The organism is Chryseobacterium sp. 1B4 (assembly GCF_036631475.1).
Taxonomy (GTDB): domain Bacteria; phylum Bacteroidota; class Bacteroidia; order Flavobacteriales; family Weeksellaceae; genus Chryseobacterium.
Map to the genome: position 1 here is coordinate 103,104 of NZ_JAPNUF010000005.1, position 15,363 is coordinate 118,466.

The 15,363-nt window shown below is 37.1% G+C and carries 15 protein-coding genes and 3 pseudogenes; 10 read left to right on the forward strand and 8 right to left on the reverse strand.

The genetic code is table 11. From position 1 onward, the window contains the following. Window positions 1-119: 119 nt before the first annotated feature. The 4 genes and pseudogenes from OWR28_RS04105 to OWR28_RS04120 form a co-directional block, all read right to left on the reverse strand. Window positions 120-1,342: pseudogene (locus tag OWR28_RS04105) on the reverse strand (3-phosphoshikimate 1-carboxyvinyltransferase). 68 nt (window positions 1,343-1,410) lie between these two features. After that, a complete protein-coding gene (locus tag OWR28_RS04110) occupies window positions 1,411-1,737 on the reverse strand; it encodes a nucleotide pyrophosphohydrolase (protein WP_034692883.1) in 327 nt (108 codons plus the stop codon). Beyond that, complete coding sequence (locus tag OWR28_RS04115) at window positions 1,737-2,738, reverse strand: hypothetical protein (RefSeq protein WP_332385596.1); 1,002 nt, start codon at window positions 2,736-2,738, stop codon at window positions 1,737-1,739. Before OWR28_RS04115 ends, OWR28_RS04110 begins: the two co-directional genes overlap by 1 nt. Next, window positions 2,735-3,145, reverse strand: coding sequence for a hypothetical protein (locus tag OWR28_RS04120; protein WP_332385597.1), 411 nt, complete (start codon window positions 3,143-3,145; stop codon window positions 2,735-2,737). The genes OWR28_RS04115 and OWR28_RS04120 overlap by 4 nt, the downstream gene beginning before the upstream one ends. Before the next feature lie 184 nt (window positions 3,146-3,329). On the opposite strand from OWR28_RS04120, the gene OWR28_RS04125 reads away from it, so the two are divergent. From OWR28_RS04125 to OWR28_RS04170, 10 genes are all read left to right on the forward strand, one after another. Beyond that, the gene (locus tag OWR28_RS04125) at window positions 3,330-3,581 is read left to right on the forward strand and encodes a type B 50S ribosomal protein L31 (protein ID WP_002976190.1); all 252 of its coding nucleotides are present in this window, start codon (window positions 3,330-3,332) and stop codon (window positions 3,579-3,581) included. A 105-nt stretch (window positions 3,582-3,686) separates the two neighbouring features. After that, on the forward strand, window positions 3,687-4,847 hold the full coding sequence (locus tag OWR28_RS04130) for a putative sugar nucleotidyl transferase (protein ID WP_332385819.1): 1,161 nt from the start codon (window positions 3,687-3,689) through the stop codon (window positions 4,845-4,847). Window positions 4,848-4,946: 99 nt separating this feature from the next. Next, a complete protein-coding gene (locus OWR28_RS04135; protein WP_332385598.1) occupies window positions 4,947-5,456 on the forward strand; it encodes a GFO_1088 family ECF-type sigma factor in 510 nt (169 codons plus the stop codon). Then, window positions 5,431-5,832, forward strand: coding sequence for a hypothetical protein (locus OWR28_RS04140; protein ID WP_332385599.1), 402 nt, complete (start codon window positions 5,431-5,433; stop codon window positions 5,830-5,832). The genes OWR28_RS04135 and OWR28_RS04140 overlap by 26 nt, the downstream gene beginning before the upstream one ends. A 133-nt stretch (window positions 5,833-5,965) precedes the next feature. Beyond that, window positions 5,966-6,106: a hypothetical protein gene (locus OWR28_RS04145; RefSeq protein WP_332385600.1), complete on the forward strand. Its 141-nt coding sequence runs from the start codon at window positions 5,966-5,968 to the stop codon at window positions 6,104-6,106. Window positions 6,107-6,259: 153 nt separating this feature from the next. Next, a complete protein-coding gene (locus tag OWR28_RS04150; RefSeq protein ID WP_332385601.1) occupies window positions 6,260-7,408 on the forward strand; it encodes a DUF4252 domain-containing protein in 1,149 nt (382 codons plus the stop codon). A gap of 156 nt (window positions 7,409-7,564) precedes the next feature. Beyond that, the gene (locus tag OWR28_RS04155) at window positions 7,565-7,921 is read left to right on the forward strand and encodes a DUF4252 domain-containing protein (protein ID WP_332385602.1); all 357 of its coding nucleotides are present in this window, start codon (window positions 7,565-7,567) and stop codon (window positions 7,919-7,921) included. 26 nt (window positions 7,922-7,947) lie between these two features. Beyond that, window positions 7,948-8,574 (forward strand): hypothetical protein, encoded by a 627-nt coding sequence (locus OWR28_RS04160; RefSeq protein WP_332385603.1) that lies wholly within the window; start codon window positions 7,948-7,950, stop codon window positions 8,572-8,574. A 263-nt stretch (window positions 8,575-8,837) separates the two neighbouring features. Further along, window positions 8,838-10,298: an IMP dehydrogenase gene (gene guaB, locus OWR28_RS04165; protein WP_332385604.1), complete on the forward strand. Its 1,461-nt coding sequence runs from the start codon at window positions 8,838-8,840 to the stop codon at window positions 10,296-10,298. A 369-nt stretch (window positions 10,299-10,667) separates the two neighbouring features. Continuing rightward, window positions 10,668-12,518 carry a GEVED domain-containing protein gene (locus OWR28_RS04170; protein ID WP_332385605.1) on the forward strand — a complete coding sequence of 617 codons (1,851 nt, stop codon included), beginning with the start codon at window positions 10,668-10,670 and terminating at the stop codon, window positions 12,516-12,518. Between the two features lie 53 nt (window positions 12,519-12,571). Here the strand turns inward: OWR28_RS04170 and OWR28_RS04175 are convergent, their stop codons facing one another. The 4 genes and pseudogenes from OWR28_RS04175 to OWR28_RS26790 all read right to left on the reverse strand — a co-directional run bounded on the left by OWR28_RS04175 (window position 12,572) and on the right by OWR28_RS26790 (window position 15,361). Beyond that, window positions 12,572-12,781 (reverse strand): KTSC domain-containing protein, encoded by a 210-nt coding sequence (locus OWR28_RS04175; RefSeq protein WP_332385606.1) that lies wholly within the window; start codon window positions 12,779-12,781, stop codon window positions 12,572-12,574. 14 nt (window positions 12,782-12,795) lie between these two features. Further along, window positions 12,796-13,344 carry a T9SS type A sorting domain-containing protein gene (locus OWR28_RS04180; RefSeq protein WP_332385607.1) on the reverse strand — a complete coding sequence of 183 codons (549 nt, stop codon included), beginning with the start codon at window positions 13,342-13,344 and terminating at the stop codon, window positions 12,796-12,798. A gap of 197 nt (window positions 13,345-13,541) precedes the next feature. After that, window positions 13,542-14,107, reverse strand: a pseudogene (locus tag OWR28_RS04185) (phage tail protein). Between the two features lie 183 nt (window positions 14,108-14,290). Next, window positions 14,291-15,361: pseudogene (locus tag OWR28_RS26790) on the reverse strand (DUF4407 domain-containing protein). Window positions 15,362-15,363 lie beyond the last annotated feature (2 nt).

Consider the following 15,363-nt stretch of genomic DNA (forward strand, 5'->3'; position numbering starts at 1 on the left):
TGAGGGTATTAAGGCAAGCTTCGCTTTAAAATTAAAAAATATAACTTTAAGCAGATTTATTAAATGTGGTAACCCGAAAATACAAATCATCTTCGGATTACCACACTTTATAGTATTCATTAATGGGTCAGTATACTTTCAAGATCTTCCCAGAACATTGGATAAGACTTCTCCACTACATCTTCATCCTCAATAGTAAGTTCTTGAATCAGACAAAACGGAGCAAAGCTCATTGCCATTCTGTGATCCTGATAGGTTTTGATAGAAATATGGTCCTGTGGCTCTGTGAAACTGATTGATTTAATGGTCAGATCTGTAATTTCTGTTTCAGTACCCAGTTTCTGAAGTTCATTGTATAAGGCAAGAAGTCTGTCGGTTTCCTTTACCCTTAACGTTCCCAGTCCGGAAATCTCAAAAGGAATTTTCAGTGCTGCGGCTGTTACACAAAGAGTCTGTGCAATATCAGGGCAATTATTCATATCCAGAACAATTTTTTCCGGAAAAGAAAAATCATGCTGAGGTTCCAGCGTTAGCTGATGTTCATCTTCAGAGAATGTAGTTTTGATTCCGAAGAACTTCTCGTAGATGCCGGCAATTGCAGAATCTCCTGTGTTGATTCTTTGTAAAAGCTTTTCAGATGAATGGTTTTTCTTCCCAACGCACAGATAGAGTAGAAGTAAGAAGCCGAGCTCCAGTCACTTTCCACTTCATAATGTGCCACCTCTGAATTATCGGGAGTGAAAGATTCTACTTTGATGGTATTCCCTTCAAAACGGCTTCGGATTCCGAACTTTGTCAGAATATCCAGTGTCATTTCAATATAAGATCTTGAGGTCACTTCACCTACAAGATTAATTTGCAATCCGTTTTCAAGCTTTCCGGCAATAAGAAGCAGAGAGGTGATAAACTGGCTTGAGATATTCGCAGGAACATTTACTGAAGTATGAGCGATCTTTCTTCCTCTGATTTTTAAAGGAGGAAACCCTTCATTTTCCATATAATCAATTTCTACTCCAAGATCCCTCAAAGCACTTACCAGATTTTTGATGGGTCTTTCTTTCATTCTTCCGGAACCGGTAAGTATTGTCGTTTTACCTTCCTGAATAGAATAGTAGGAAGTAAGAAAACGCATTGCGGTTCCTGCATGATGAATGTCTACAACGTCTGTATTCTCAGATAGTGCCTTTTTCAGTAACTGAGTATCCTGGGAGTTGGATAAGTTCCCGATTTTTATATTGCTAAACAGGCTTTCCAGAATCAATAAACGATTCGAAATACTTTTCGAACCGCTGATCTGTACTGTTTTATCTCCTGATAATTTTGATTTTTCCAGCTTCTTCATTATTATTTTCTACATTAAAAAATGATGAGTTAAAAATATAGGAATAATTTAAAACTCATCATTGATCATTATTTTAATTTTTCATTATTCTGATGCCGGTCTTTATCCCGGTCAGTTTTGATTTTCATTTTTCTGTCGAAAGCATCCTGCAGATTGACTCCGGTCTGATTGGCCAGGCACAGCGTTACAAAAAGTACATCTGCCAGCTCTTCACCAAGATCTTTATTCTTATCGCTTTCCTTTTCGCTTTGCTCACCATACCTTCTGGCAATGATTCTTGCAACTTCACCTACTTCTTCTGTCAGCATGGCCATATTGGTCAGCTCATTAAAATATCTTACGCCGATGGTTTTTATCCATTCATCTACCTGCTGCTGTAACTGAGTAATTTCCATTATTGATAGGCTCCTAAAGTTGGGTTAGTGGTTCTGGATACATTCACTATATCAAAAGGGACCGTTGCTGCAACAGCCGCATTTCCTTTTCCAAGCGCCGGAGAACCAGGTTTTACTCTTAAATTCATTTTAGCCATAAAATAATTGACAAACTGTGGATCTGTATTCTTGGTAGTTTGAATCACTCGTGGATTATTGTCAAAAGTGAAGCCCGATCCCGTTGCACTGGTATATTTTATTAATGAATTTTGAAGCAGGAATTCAAATTGCTGTCCCGGAGTCTGTTCAAAATGAATAGCATCATCCCGGTCAGAATACACAATACTGTTTTTGATGTCAAGCAGTTGTAAAGCTCCCTGCTGTGTCTGCCCTGCATCATTCTTCCATTCATTGGCTGCAAAAATCCCGGTTCTGTCAAAAGAGCTCATTGTTTCAGAATAGTTGGCAATGGTAGCATGGGTATAGCTGTGTTTTCCGCCAAGGAAAATTCCGATACATGATAAGCCGCAGTTATTCATCACCAGGTTGTTGGCATTCACCGTAGAACCTACCGCATAAATTCCGTATTCAAAGAATGTATGGATAAAAGAATTGGTAATTGTCGCATTGGTCTGTCTCATATCAAGCCCTCTTGTTCCTCCGAAAAGTCTTGCATGGTTCATCTTAAGGGTAGAATTGGCTTCCATTCTGATAGAATTCCAGTTTTTAGGAATCGTATCATAACGAGGATCATTTCTGTCTCCACGAAGGATAACCTGGTCAGCCTGGGTTCCGTTGATATTCAGAACAGCTCCGGAAGATACCTTCATTCCGCTGTTTTTATGGAAATACACTTTAGTTCCTGCATTGATATCAAGGGTGACATTAGGATTAACGGTTAAATTTCCGTAGATGATCTTTGCTTTATTATTGTTCCATGTCGTGGAAGTGGCAATTACATTTGGATTTCCGGGTGTCTGGATAAAAAACTCGGCATCCTGAACCACAGAAAATAAAGTCACATGCTGCTGCCCGGTTGGGCCGGTGAAAAGAATTTTGTCTTCAGCAATAGCTTCCGGTCCCGTAGCTTCCGGTGCAATCTCAACAAATATATAAAGACTGTCCTTTTTCTTAAAGGAACATTATTGAAATCATATCCCGGTTTTCCATCTACGTTGATTCTGTATAATGAGGCAGCTCCCTTTTCAAGATTTACCCTTGGGATCATGATATCCTTATCTTCATTATTATATACTTTTACAACATAGGTTTCTGAACGTACCTGATGGTATACCGTATCACAGAATACCGTGTCGCTGGAAAAACGCAGTTCCTGTGTAGGGCTGTCGAACGTAATATCATCTTTATTACATGATACCGCTGCAAGTAACATCCAGAAGGAAAAAGCCAGTAATAATTTGAATTTCATTGAAATTAAGGTTTAAGTAAGTTCCAAATTTAACGAAAATACTTTAAATTTCTTATCTGTAAAAAATATTGAATCGAGTATTTGGAATTTAGAAAAAATGTTGTATTTTTGCAACCTAAAATTTAGCAGAGAAATATCCATTACTATTTCGAAAGCAAAGTTTAATTTTTTTAAAAATAGTATTATGAAAAACGGAATCCACCCAGAAAATTATAGACTTGTTGTTTTCAAAGATATGAGTAACGACGAGGTGTTTCTTTGCAAGTCTACTGCAGAAACAAAAGACACTATCGAGTATGAAGGACAAGAGTACCCTCTAATCAAAATGGAAATCTCTTCAACTTCTCACCCTTTCTACACTGGTAAAGTAAAACTAGTTGACACTGCAGGTAGAGTTGATAAGTTCATGAACAAATACAAAAAATTCGCTAAGTAATTTTTGTACAATTAAAATATTAAAGTCTTCCAGTTTCTGGAAGACTTTTTTTATTGTAAATTTGTTAACCTTGAATTTTAAACCTTAAACTTAAAAAACTGAATGATGCAGTTAGTATTTTCAGACGCACAATATTGGGAAGATTTCCTTCCGCTTACTTTTACCCGTCCGGTTGCCGCTATGCGATGCGGAATTCTTACATTCGCTGAAAGATGGCAGAAAATTCTGGAAAACACAGAAATTACCTACTTCACAGAAACATATCTTCAGGATAAATTTAAAAGTCCGGAGGAAAAAGAAAGTCTTTTTTTAGTTCCTAATTTCCTTCCCACAGAAACTGTAATTCAACAGATTAAAGATCTTAAGCAGGGAGAAGCATTGGTCTATGAGGACGAATTGATCGCTGCAAAAATCAATATGAAAGGGTTTTCTCTGAATCAGATTGAGAAAATGACAGATATTAAAGAAGATCTTATTTTCTTTAAAAGACCGAAAGATCTGTTTACCTATAACCACCACGCCATTGATTTTGACTTTGATCTGCTGACTAAAGGAAGAACCTCACAGGAGCTGTCTTCAACCAATGGATTCCTAGGGGATAAAAAAGATCTGTTTATTGAAGAAGGAGCGTATGTGGAATTTTCTACCATCAATACAAAAACAGGTAAGATTTATATCGGTAAAAATACTGAGATCATGGAAGGCTGCCATCTTCGCGGACCTATAGCGCTTTGTGATGATTCCAAATTTAATCTCGGGGCAAAAATCTACGGGGCAACTACAGTAGGACCACATTGTAAAGTAGGAGGTGAAGTAAACAATATCATTATATTCGGATATTCCAGTAAAGGACACGAAGGTTTTGTAGGAAACTCTGTAATAGGAGAATGGTGTAATTTCGGAGCTGATACCAATTCTTCCAATATGAAGAACAACTATGGAAACGTAAAATTCTGGAGCTACAGGACCAAAGCTTTTGAAGATACGGGATTACAGTTTGCAGGTCTGATCATGGGAGATCATTCCAAAACCGCGATCAATACCCAGCTGAATACAGGAACAGTAATTGGAGTAGCCTCCAATATCTTTAAGCCGGGCTTTCCACCAAATCTTGTAGAAAACTTTTCATGGGGCGGACTGAAAGATGACGAAAGGTTCAAACTTGACAAAGTATATGAAGTGGCAGAAAGGGCCATGGCAAGAAGAAAAGTAGCTTTATCAGAAGAGGACAAAGCAATTTTGAAACATATTTTTGATACGTATTAATTCGGTTATAATAAAAACTTCAAATTTTTTTGAAGTTTTTTTATTTTTGATGTAATAGATCTGTAACGGCAATTGTCTTACCTATAAGAAACAAAACTCATGACCCAAGAAACTTTCAAGAATACGGTGTTTATTCTCAAAGACGAGATGTATCGTTTTGCGAAACGGTTTGTCATGAGCAGTGATGAAGCAGAAGATGTCGTACAGGATCTCATGATGAAGTTTTGGCAGAAGAGGGATGAGCTTGAGCAGTTGGGGAATTTTAAATCCTATGCGCTGAAGTGTGTCCGGAACGAATGCCTGAACAGATTGAAACATCACGATGTAAAGATCGGCTTTGCGGATATGCAGCTTCACCGCTCGGAGCTTTACAGTATGGAAGTTGATAACCTTAAGGAACATATTGTAGGATTTATCAATCAGCTCCCCGAAAAACAGAAGATGGTCATCCACTTGAAAGATGTAGAAGAATATGATGTTTCCGAAATTTCTGAAATGCTGGAAATGGAGGAAAATGCAGTAAGGGTAAACCTGATGCGTGCGAGACAAAAAGTAAAAGAACAAATCTCACAACTGATGAGCTATGAAAAAAGATCAATTACAAAATAAATACGACGAAATCTTCCGGGAGATGAAGGAAGAAAAAATGGACTGGAGCTTTGAGGATTTTCTTCAGACTGCAGAAGGTGCGGAACCTGAACAGGATACTACACCTGTTATTCCGCTGGACGGAAAAAAGAAACCCTCCTTTCCCAAATGGTTCTGGATGGCAGCCGGAGTAATACTGGTTTTCAGTATCGGGTTTTTCCTGAATAATTATAATACGGATGTTCAGGATAAAGAAAAGCTGGTAAAAGATGAAATCCTGAAGCAGAAATCGGGGTTTATTGAAGAAAACAGTGATCACCAGGAACAGGTTGCCGTTAACCATACCGATTCTATTTCCGGAACAAAAAAGATTCCGTATTTCAGGATAATCAGGTAGCGGAAAAAGATGTAATGGATGAAATCCTTCCAAAAAGAGGAAGACTTAAAAGGAAACCAGACCAAGATATGTCAGCAATGCCTCAAATAACAAAAATTTAAGCGATTCTGCAGCTGCGTACAATGACTCTTATGTGATTGTAAACGGAAAAAGAATCAGCAGTGAAAAAGAAGCCATAGATGTTGCCAAATATTCCTTTATGAAATTAGGAAATGAATTTAAAAAAACGGTAGCATCTTCTCAGAAAAACGAAAATCTTGACAGCGAATACTAAAAATCAGATCAATCTCATGAAAAGAATATTTTTTATAATAGCCATAATGCTAAGCAGCTTTGCAACTTCTTTTGCACAGACTGATAAACTGAACAAGCTTTTTCAGGATTTTGAAAAAAATGGGGAGTAACATCCATCAATATCAAAAAACCGATGTTCAAACTATTAAACACCATCGATGTTGATGATGCTTACGTAGGAAAAATAAAGCCTATTTTGAACGATGTTGATGGTCTTAAAATTCTGATCATCCCCAAAATTACCTTTCCGGACCGCCTGAAAGATGAGAATCTTGCCAATGTAAAAATGAACGAAGAGAAGACAGACAGGGTGAATAAAGCTTTGAAATCTCTCAATTTCAATGAGCTGATGTCAATGAACAGTGACGGGACTTCGATGAAGTTTCTTGCAGAAGATGAAAAAGATAACTATCTGGAAAATCTGGTGTTCAACGTTGATTCCAAAGAAGAGAATATTATTTTTATTCTTAACGGAAAAATGAAATTGTCTGATGTAAACAAGATCATCAATTCCGGAGAAACAGCAACATCCTCTGTTACATCTTCGGTAAGAAGCAGTCTTACTTCAGATAATACATCCTCCTACCTGAACGGCGACAGCAGAAATGTAGGTGAATTCTCAAGAATAGATGCCAGTGTAGGGGTAAATGTTACCTTTAAACAGGAAAATCCAAGAAGTGTAAAAGTAATTGCTGATGCGGACAAGCTTCAGTATGTCATTACTAAGGTGGAAGATGGGGTTTTAAAGATATATGTTGACAATAAAGGTGTAAGAAATCTAAGATTTAAAAACCTGAATATTAATGTTTCTGCTCCTAATATTAATAGCATAAGAACATCATCAGGAAGCGTCTTTACAGCAGTGAATCCTGTTACAGAAAACAGCCTGGCAATTGAAGCGGAATCCGGTTCTATTATTAAAGGAAAATTCAATGTAAAAGAAGCAGCAGCAGTGGAAGTAAGCTCCGGTTCTGTATTGGATGTTGATATAAAAACCTCAAAACTTGTATTGGATGCTTCAAGCGGAGCCAGTATAAACTTATCCGGAGAAGCGGCTTCTGCAGTAGTTGATGCCAGCAGCGGTGCTTCCTGTAAAGCAGATGATCTTAAAATTGCTACAGCGGTGGCAGAATCTACTTCAGGCGCAAGTCTCTCTCTGTTAGTGACCGATAAATTAAAGGTGAGTGTTTCATCAGGAGCCTCTGTGAAGCTGAAAGGAAATCCGGAAGTAGATGCGAAAGTAGACAAAGTTTCCGGAGGAAGCTTCAGACAAATCAAATAAAAACTACCCTATGAAAACTCTTAAAAACATTTTCTTCGCTATTCTGGTTGTAGGTATGCTTCAATCGTGTATCGTTTCAGAAAAACCGAATATTGATTTTTTCAGAATTCAGAATATGATTTTAAAGGAGCACAGTTTGCGAGTGTTAATGTTCCCATGTTTCTTGCTAAATCTTATATTAAAAAGGCTTTAAGGGAAGAAGGGGAAAGTGAAGAGACAATCAGTCTGATAAAAAAGGCCTCAAAAATAAAGGTGCTTACTGTGACCAACGGAAGCAGAGAAATGCTTAATGACTATGCCCGGTATCTGAATGATCACCATTATGAAGAATGGGCCACTATACATCATGACGAAGATAATATCAATGTAAGGGTAAAGCAGGATGGAGATGTGATTAAAAATATGCTGCTCACCGTAGGCTCTGATACTAATGAAATGGTATTTGTAGATGTGAAAGGAAATTTCACACCAGATGATATCTCAAGAATGATTAATTCTGTTTCCGTTAAATAATCCTGATAATTCCAAATCTTCATCGCATGGAAAAATTAATAAGAGAAGTCCGGATCCTTAAAATCTATGCAGCTGTGCTTACCATATTATGTCTCATGTTTTTCTTTCTGGCATTTAAAAACCAGGCATCAAGCGAACGCTTTAAAGAAATAGATGTAGAACGAATCAATATCATTGAGAAAGATGGTACTTTAAAAATGGTGATCAGTAATAAAGAACGCCAGCATCCCGGATTGGTAAACCATAAAGAAATGAAACCGCGTGAAAGAGAGGCAGGGCTTATCTTCTTCAATTCTATGGGGGATGAATGCGGAGGTCTGGTATATGATGGAAATGACAAGGGATCCGGAATGGTATATTCTGTAGATCAGAGGAATACAGATCAGATTATGCAGCTTCAGTATTCTGAATCAGCAGGAAATGATAAAAAAAGAGCATATGGATTGAAGCTTTGGGACAGACCGGATAATTTTCCATTGGAAGATCTTATTAAAGCGGGAGATTCTATCAAAAAACTGAACAATCCGGAAGCTTCAAAAAAGCATTTGCACAACTACAGGAAAATGGCAAGCTGGGAAGTGAACGTTTCTTTGCAGGTAAAATGGCTAATGGTGATGTGGGCATTTTTATCCGTGATACAAAAGGTAAAATAAGATTAAAAGTGTATGTGGATAAAAATAATCAGACGCATATTGAAAATCTGGATGAAAATGGAAACTTGGTTAAATAACCTTTATCAAAAATTATAACACGTAACAAGTAGTTTCTACATATTCAATTATTTTGTACCGTAACCGTTCTGCTAAAAAGAACGGTTTTTTTTGATTTAAGTTATTGATTATTAAATTTTATTTAAACTATTAAAAAGGATTTTCATATCTCACCAAAATAACCTAATTTTGCAAAGAAAGTAAAGATGTCTATTCATAACAAAATTGTAGAGACAGCCATCACTTTCGATGACGTTCTTCTAGTCCCTTCTTATTCAGAAGTTTTACCTAATCAGGTTTCATTAAAATCAAGACTTACCGACAAAATTACGCTGAATGTTCCGATAGTTTCCGCTGCGATGGACACTGTTACTGAAGCTGATCTGGCTATCGCCTTGGCAAGAGTCGGAGGGTTAGGCTTTATTCACAAAAACATGACGATCGCTGAGCAGGCTGCTCAGGTAAACCGTGTGAAGCGTTCCGAAAACGGAATGATCTCGGATCCGGTTACATTATCTAAAGACCATACTTTGGGAGAAGCTAAAGATCTTATGTCAAGATATAAGATTTCAGGGCTTCCGGTAGTAGATGCCGATAATGTTCTGATCGGAATTATTACCAACAGAGATGTAAAATATCAGGAAAATCTTGATATGAAAGTGGAAGAGATCATGACCAAAGAAAACCTGATCACTTCAGACAAGGATACCAATCTTGAAAAGGCGAAAGAAATCCTTCTTAAGAACAGAGTTGAAAAACTTCCTATTGTAGATAAAGATAATAAACTTGTAGGGTTAATTACCATCAAGGATATTGATAATCAACTGGAGTATCCTAATGCTAATAAGGACCAGAACGGTCGTCTTATTGTAGGGGCAGGAGTAGGAGTAGGTGAAGATACACTGGCGAGAATTGAGGCTTTGGTACAGGCTGGTGTTGATATCGTAGCAATCGATTCTGCACATGGTCATTCTAAAGGGGTTTTAGACAAAATTTCAGAAATCAGAAGAGCGTATCCGAACCTTGATGTTGTAGGAGGAAATATCGTAACTGCAGAAGCTGCTAAAGACCTTATTGAAGCTGGTGCTAATGTACTTAAAGTTGGAGTAGGGCCGGGTTCTATCTGTACAACAAGAGTAGTTGCAGGAGTGGGAGTACCTCAGCTGTCTGCGATCTATAACGTTTACGAATATGCTAAGTCAAAAAATGTAACGGTAATAGCTGATGGTGGAATCAAGCTTTCAGGAGATATCGTTAAGGCTATTGCTAGTGGTGCAGGAGCAGTAATGCTTGGTTCTCTTTTAGCGGGTACGGATGAAGCTCCAGGAGAGGAAATTATCTTCCAGGGTAGAAAATTCAAATCTTATCAGGGAATGGGAAGCCTTTCAGCAATGAAAAGAGGAGGTAAAGAGAGATATTTCCAAAGTGAAGCTAAAAAATTCGTTCCGGAAGGGATTGAAGGTAGAGTACCGCATAAAGGAAAACTGGAAGATGTGATTTTCCAGTTGACAGGAGGTCTTAGAGCAGGTATGGGATACTGTGGTGCAAAAGATATTGAAACACTTCAGGAAGATTCTAAACTGGTAATGATCACAGGAAGCGGATTAAAAGAATCCCACCCTCATGATGTAATTATTACACAAGAAGCTCCGAATTATTCTTTATAAAACGATAATTCAAAATTAAATAAAAAAACCGCACTTATTGTGCGGTTTTTTTATTTTGTGACTATTTTATAATGATTTGATTTTCAGTGTTTTGTTTTCACATTTCGGTTTTGTTGTATTGTTGATTTATTTATTTCTTTGACTATTTTTTGATTATAATTTAAATAAAATAACTGCTGTTTGTGACTGTGTTAATTTTATTTTTTATTTAAAATGTAACAATATTTAACTTTTTTCTACTAACTGTAATAAATTTTAAATTATTAACCTTTTTTTTAGTGAGTAATATTACTGATTTACATTTAGTATTAATAAATTTGCAACTTGTTTAATTTTTTTAAAATATTGAAATGAAGAAAACTATCCTTTGTGGGGCATTGTTACTATCCCTTTCATTATCTGCACAGCAAAAAAGAGTGGTGTGATTTTGATAATGAACAGAGAGTACACCAAAAACAAAATGAGGAAATTGATGAAATGATTCGCAATATCCGTAACAAAATTATTAGCAGTAATCAGAATACCGCTGCTAAAAATGGAAACGCATATAAAATTGTAAATGGAGTTTATGAAATTCCTGTAGTAGTACACGTGATAGTACCTACAGGTTCTGCTCTCGGAACAGCTTACAATAAAACGGATGCACAAATTCAGGCTTGGCTTGATCGTTGTAATCAAATGTATGCAGGTACTTATCAATGGGCGCAGGGAATTCCTGCTGATTTTGGTACTGCTGCTACAATGCCGATTAAGTTGGTATTGGCTAAAAGAGACCCGAACTGTAATGCCACTACGGGGATTGTCAGATATAACGGTGGGACTCTTACGGGATATGATACGTATGGAGTAAAGCGTAGTGGTACAAATGGTGTTACTACAGATGAGGTAAAAACAATTGCTCCGCACTGGCCTGAGGCTTCTTACTTTAATATCTACATCATGAATAAAGTAGATGGTGGAGGACAATACGGAATTATGGGCTGGGCCGGGCTGCCTCAAAATGCTGATGCTAACTACGAGTCCTTCATGAAATCTTTTGTGGTTACACTACAGGACGATATTACGCTTGCTCACGAATTTGGACATAGTATGGGACTGCTTCATACATTTGGTAATGCTAATGCTCAACCGCCACAAGGAACAACTTCTACAACTTACTGCCCGGCAGCTACCAATAATTGTGCTACAGCTGACGACCAGGTTTGTGATACAGAAAGATCAAGAAGTTTACTGAATGATTTTCCTGCCCCTACCAACAGTGACATGAATTATTGTACAGGATCAAATTATCAGGGAGTACAGTATAACATGATGAATTATACCAATCCAACGGCATTTAAATTTACAAATGGACAACATGACAGAGCTGCTCTTTACTTCTTTTTAATGAGAGGCTCTCTGAGTACTTCATTAGGGGCAACTGCTCCTTCAACTGCTGCTTCCATTGGTACACCTATTGCCGCAACCTGTAATCCAAGTGGTATATTAAATGCATCAAGTAATTATTTTGTAGGGCCAACTCTTGTAAAATTGGGAAATATTAATAATGCCACAACCGGATATTGGCAGGGTTCTACCGTTTTTTATGAAGACTATACAGGATCAAGCTGTTTAAAAGCTACATCAACTGAGCTTTCTGCAACTGGAACTCATACTCTTCAGGTAAATGTAACGGATTCAAATAATGAAGTAAGAGTGTGGATCGATTATAATAATAACGGTACTTTTGAAGCTTCTGAATTGGTTGCTTCAGCAGATAATATTGTGGCAGATCCGGTTACAGCTATCGGTACTTACAGTACTACCATTACGGCTCCTGCTTCAGTGGTGCTTAACACTCCGCTAAGAATGAGAGTTCTTGTAGATGATGAGAACCCTAATATGACTCCTTGTGGACAATTAATGTATGGTCAGGTTGAAGACTATACAGTGAAATTTGTGACCAACTTAGGAACAAGCGAAGTAAAAGCAGATAACGGAGATTTAACTATTTATCCTAACCCGGTTGCAACCGGAGATAAAATCTTCATTAAAGCTAAAAATGGTAAGAACCTAAAAGTTTCTATTTCTGATATGTCAGGAAGACTGATATCAGCTCCATCTGTAACTGAAGAAGGAAATGGTGTTTTCAAAGTTGATCAGCAGTTAGAAAAAGGAGTTTATATGATTCAGGTTTCTAATGGAAAAGATTCTAAATCTTCTAAATTGATTATTAAATAAGCTGATTATCACTTACAATAATATAAATGTCTCCATTCTTATGGGGACATTTTTTATTCAATTTTAACATATTTAAATCTGGGCTTGATAACTTTGTTCAGGAACTGCCCTTTAGATCTTGCCTTTCCGAACTTTTCAACAATATCTGCGGAGACCTTCAGATAGTCATAAACCGCTCCTGACTGATATATAATTCTCAATATTTCAGTCTCAGGGAAATAAATGAAATGGTTGACAACACTTGATGGCATAGTATGATCCATGCAAAAAATATTCCTTATCCTGAAAATAAAAAGCCTCCGGAAATACCGGAAGCTTTAATTATGTGTAAAAACAGCTTATTTTTCAAAAATTTAAATTGATAAGTCTGAAAATTTCTGGTATTTATTTTTAATATATAGCCGCCAGGCACAAGCTGCGAAACATCAATTCTGGAATCAAAAATATCTGATTTTACAAGACGCCCATCCATATTATAAATCTGGACAGACATACCGTTATCAATACCGGAAATACTGATAAAATCTGTTACAGGGTTAGGGAATACCTGAATTTTATTTTTCGTAAATTCTGATGTTCCTAGCGTTGTAGTCTGCACATCACCCGTCATTGTAGAATTTGCTGTGGTAAGATTTCCATTACAAAGCCCAGTCGTAAATGCTGTATTCTCAATCCAGGTACCAATATTGTTGCCAGGAGGAAAAGAAACTGTATTATTTCCTGTTGAATTATAATAGATGAGTTTAGGATTTGTAAATGTACCATATCCCTCATCAGCAAGAAACTCCCATCTTGTAAGTATTATTCCATTGTATTTTAAATTCACAGGTGCCTAGGCCGCTGCAGGGTTCTCCGTCTACAGGAGTGGTAACATAGATGCTTTTGTTATTTGTGTCAACTCCGGTTTTATTAAAATAAAAGTTTGATCATCAAATAAATTAATGCATCCTTTAAAAGTTATAGTCTGAGCAAAAGCTGTGCTTCCGGTTATCAGACATAATAAGTAAAGAATTTTCATAGGAATTAATTTTGTGATGGATAGACTCCGGCCAATGCAATGATACATTTCAGGGTAATAAAAGGAGGTCTGTTCTCATGGGGCTGGTTTCCTCCTGTATTTCCTACCATCGTACTTTTCATCGTAGTGTTAGCAGCCGTATCAGAATATTCTTTATCAAGACCTTTTGTATCAGCAGGTAAATTATTGGTAGGGGTACTTTGATTTCCTTCCGCCGTTACAGCATTTACAGTATGATTGTGAGCCGGCATTTGTGTTATCAGTAAGGTTACACTTTCAGTTCCGCCGGTCTGTCCCATTGTATAGGTAGTAGGTCCTCCCGGAGCCTGTCCGTTATGAACAAGTACCCTTCCTCTCATATCAGGTAGGGCAAATGTGGTAGTTCCGTTCCCTCCATAAGTGGTTCCTAACAATGAAAAAGTGCTTGATTCTGAGCGATGGGCAGGAGCTGCCCATTACATTCTGCCCAGTATTTTGGAGCAAAATTATAAGGTACAAAGGCTATTTGCCCTAAAAATGGTTCTGATGCCTGAGCTTTTAGGGCAGGAGCAAATGCACTGCATATCAGCAGCGTACATGCAAAAGTAAGTTTTTCATGATAACAAGGATTTTAAGTAATATAAAATTAGAAAATATTTCGCATAAAATACTTAAATAAAAGAAAAACCTTTCACTATAAAGTAAAAGGTTAGATTTTATTTATTGAAAGTGATATTATTATAGATTTTTCTCTAACAAATAGTGCTAATGTACTCTACTGATTTTTCAAGTTATCTTTAAAATCCTCAATTCTGAAATCTGTCAGTGCATTTCCTTTTTCAATTTTTCCTTGGAATACAGTCTGAAATCATTTTCTGTTTTTTCTAAAAGATAGTCATAAGGTCCAATATGAGAAATTAACTTTACCAGAACCGGAGAAATCTCAAGACATATAAATAGCCCCATGATAAAGGCGGCAGCAAGTCCTATAATAGCAGAATTTTTACCAAGCTCATCTAATGCCTGAAGTCTGGCTGCAAATCCGTTGAACTTATCTTCAAAAGTTTCTGTAGATTTTCTTTCTGTTTCCAGATTGGTGTATACTTTGGAAATTTCCTTGTCTAAATATTCCAGTCGTGGAGCTGACTGTTTTTGGAAGTTCTCAAGATCCTGTCTGCGTTGCTCTTTCAATTCCTGCTTACGCTTGGCATTGGGGCCATAACCTTCTTTTCCGCTGGTTAACCCGGACTGCTTTCCCAGGATTTCCTTTTCAAGTTCTACAGAAGCAGAATCATAAGCCTTCTGATACTGAGCTATTTTTCCTGAGATCTGTTGTTTTTCTGTCTCAAAAGGGCCGCTTTGCTGAAGAATTCTCCCGTTCATTTCTCCCTGAAGCTGTTTTTTATTTCTTTGTATAATGGTGTTCAGCTGTTTGTTTACTTCTTTTCAAAAATTTTAAGTTCCAGCGGCTTTGAAATGATAATTCCCAGAAATGTAGCAAGTATAAGACGCGGAATGGCCATCAGAATCTGATTCCACCACGTTCCGGTTTTTTTAATGGAAGAAACAATATAACGGTCAAGATTAAAGATCATCAATCCCCACAGAATTCCAAATCCTACGGCTGCCCAAATATTGTCAAATACCGTATACATGGCATAACCTGCAGATAATGTGGCGAACACTGCAGTAAAAAGCACAATCCCCCAATTCCGGAAAATTTATTCCATTCGCTTGGAGTCTTTCTTAAGATATGGATGTTCCCGCCTGAACATACCATCAGAAATTTTTGGAACCAATTTATTTTATGAGTCCCTTGATTTATAGTTTGTTGGTTTGTTTTCATAC

Excerpts from the sequence above, each read along its gene's own strand:
- OWR28_RS04110 (WP_034692883.1), bottom strand. The coding sequence starts at position 1,737 with ATGGAAATTACTCAGTTACAGCAGCAGGTAGATGAATGGATAAAAACC.
- OWR28_RS04120 (WP_332385597.1), bottom strand. The coding sequence starts at position 3,145 with ATGAAATTCAAATTATTACTGGCTTTTTCCTTCTGGATGTTACTTGCA.
- OWR28_RS04125 (WP_002976190.1), top strand. The coding sequence starts at position 3,330 with ATGAAAAACGGAATCCACCCAGAAAATTATAGACTTGTTGTTTTCAAA.
- OWR28_RS04130 (WP_332385819.1), top strand. The coding sequence starts at position 3,687 with ATGCAGTTAGTATTTTCAGACGCACAATATTGGGAAGATTTCCTTCCG.
- OWR28_RS04135 (WP_332385598.1), top strand. The coding sequence starts at position 4,947 with ATGACCCAAGAAACTTTCAAGAATACGGTGTTTATTCTCAAAGACGAG.
- OWR28_RS04140 (WP_332385599.1), top strand. The coding sequence starts at position 5,431 with ATGAAAAAAGATCAATTACAAAATAAATACGACGAAATCTTCCGGGAG.
- OWR28_RS04150 (WP_332385601.1), top strand. The coding sequence starts at position 6,260 with ATGTTCAAACTATTAAACACCATCGATGTTGATGATGCTTACGTAGGA.
- OWR28_RS04155 (WP_332385602.1), top strand. The coding sequence starts at position 7,565 with ATGTTTCTTGCTAAATCTTATATTAAAAAGGCTTTAAGGGAAGAAGGG.
- OWR28_RS04160 (WP_332385603.1), top strand. The coding sequence starts at position 7,948 with ATGGAAAAATTAATAAGAGAAGTCCGGATCCTTAAAATCTATGCAGCT.
- guaB (WP_332385604.1), top strand. The coding sequence starts at position 8,838 with ATGTCTATTCATAACAAAATTGTAGAGACAGCCATCACTTTCGATGAC.
- OWR28_RS04175 (WP_332385606.1), bottom strand. The coding sequence starts at position 12,781 with ATGGATCATACTATGCCATCAAGTGTTGTCAACCATTTCATTTATTTC.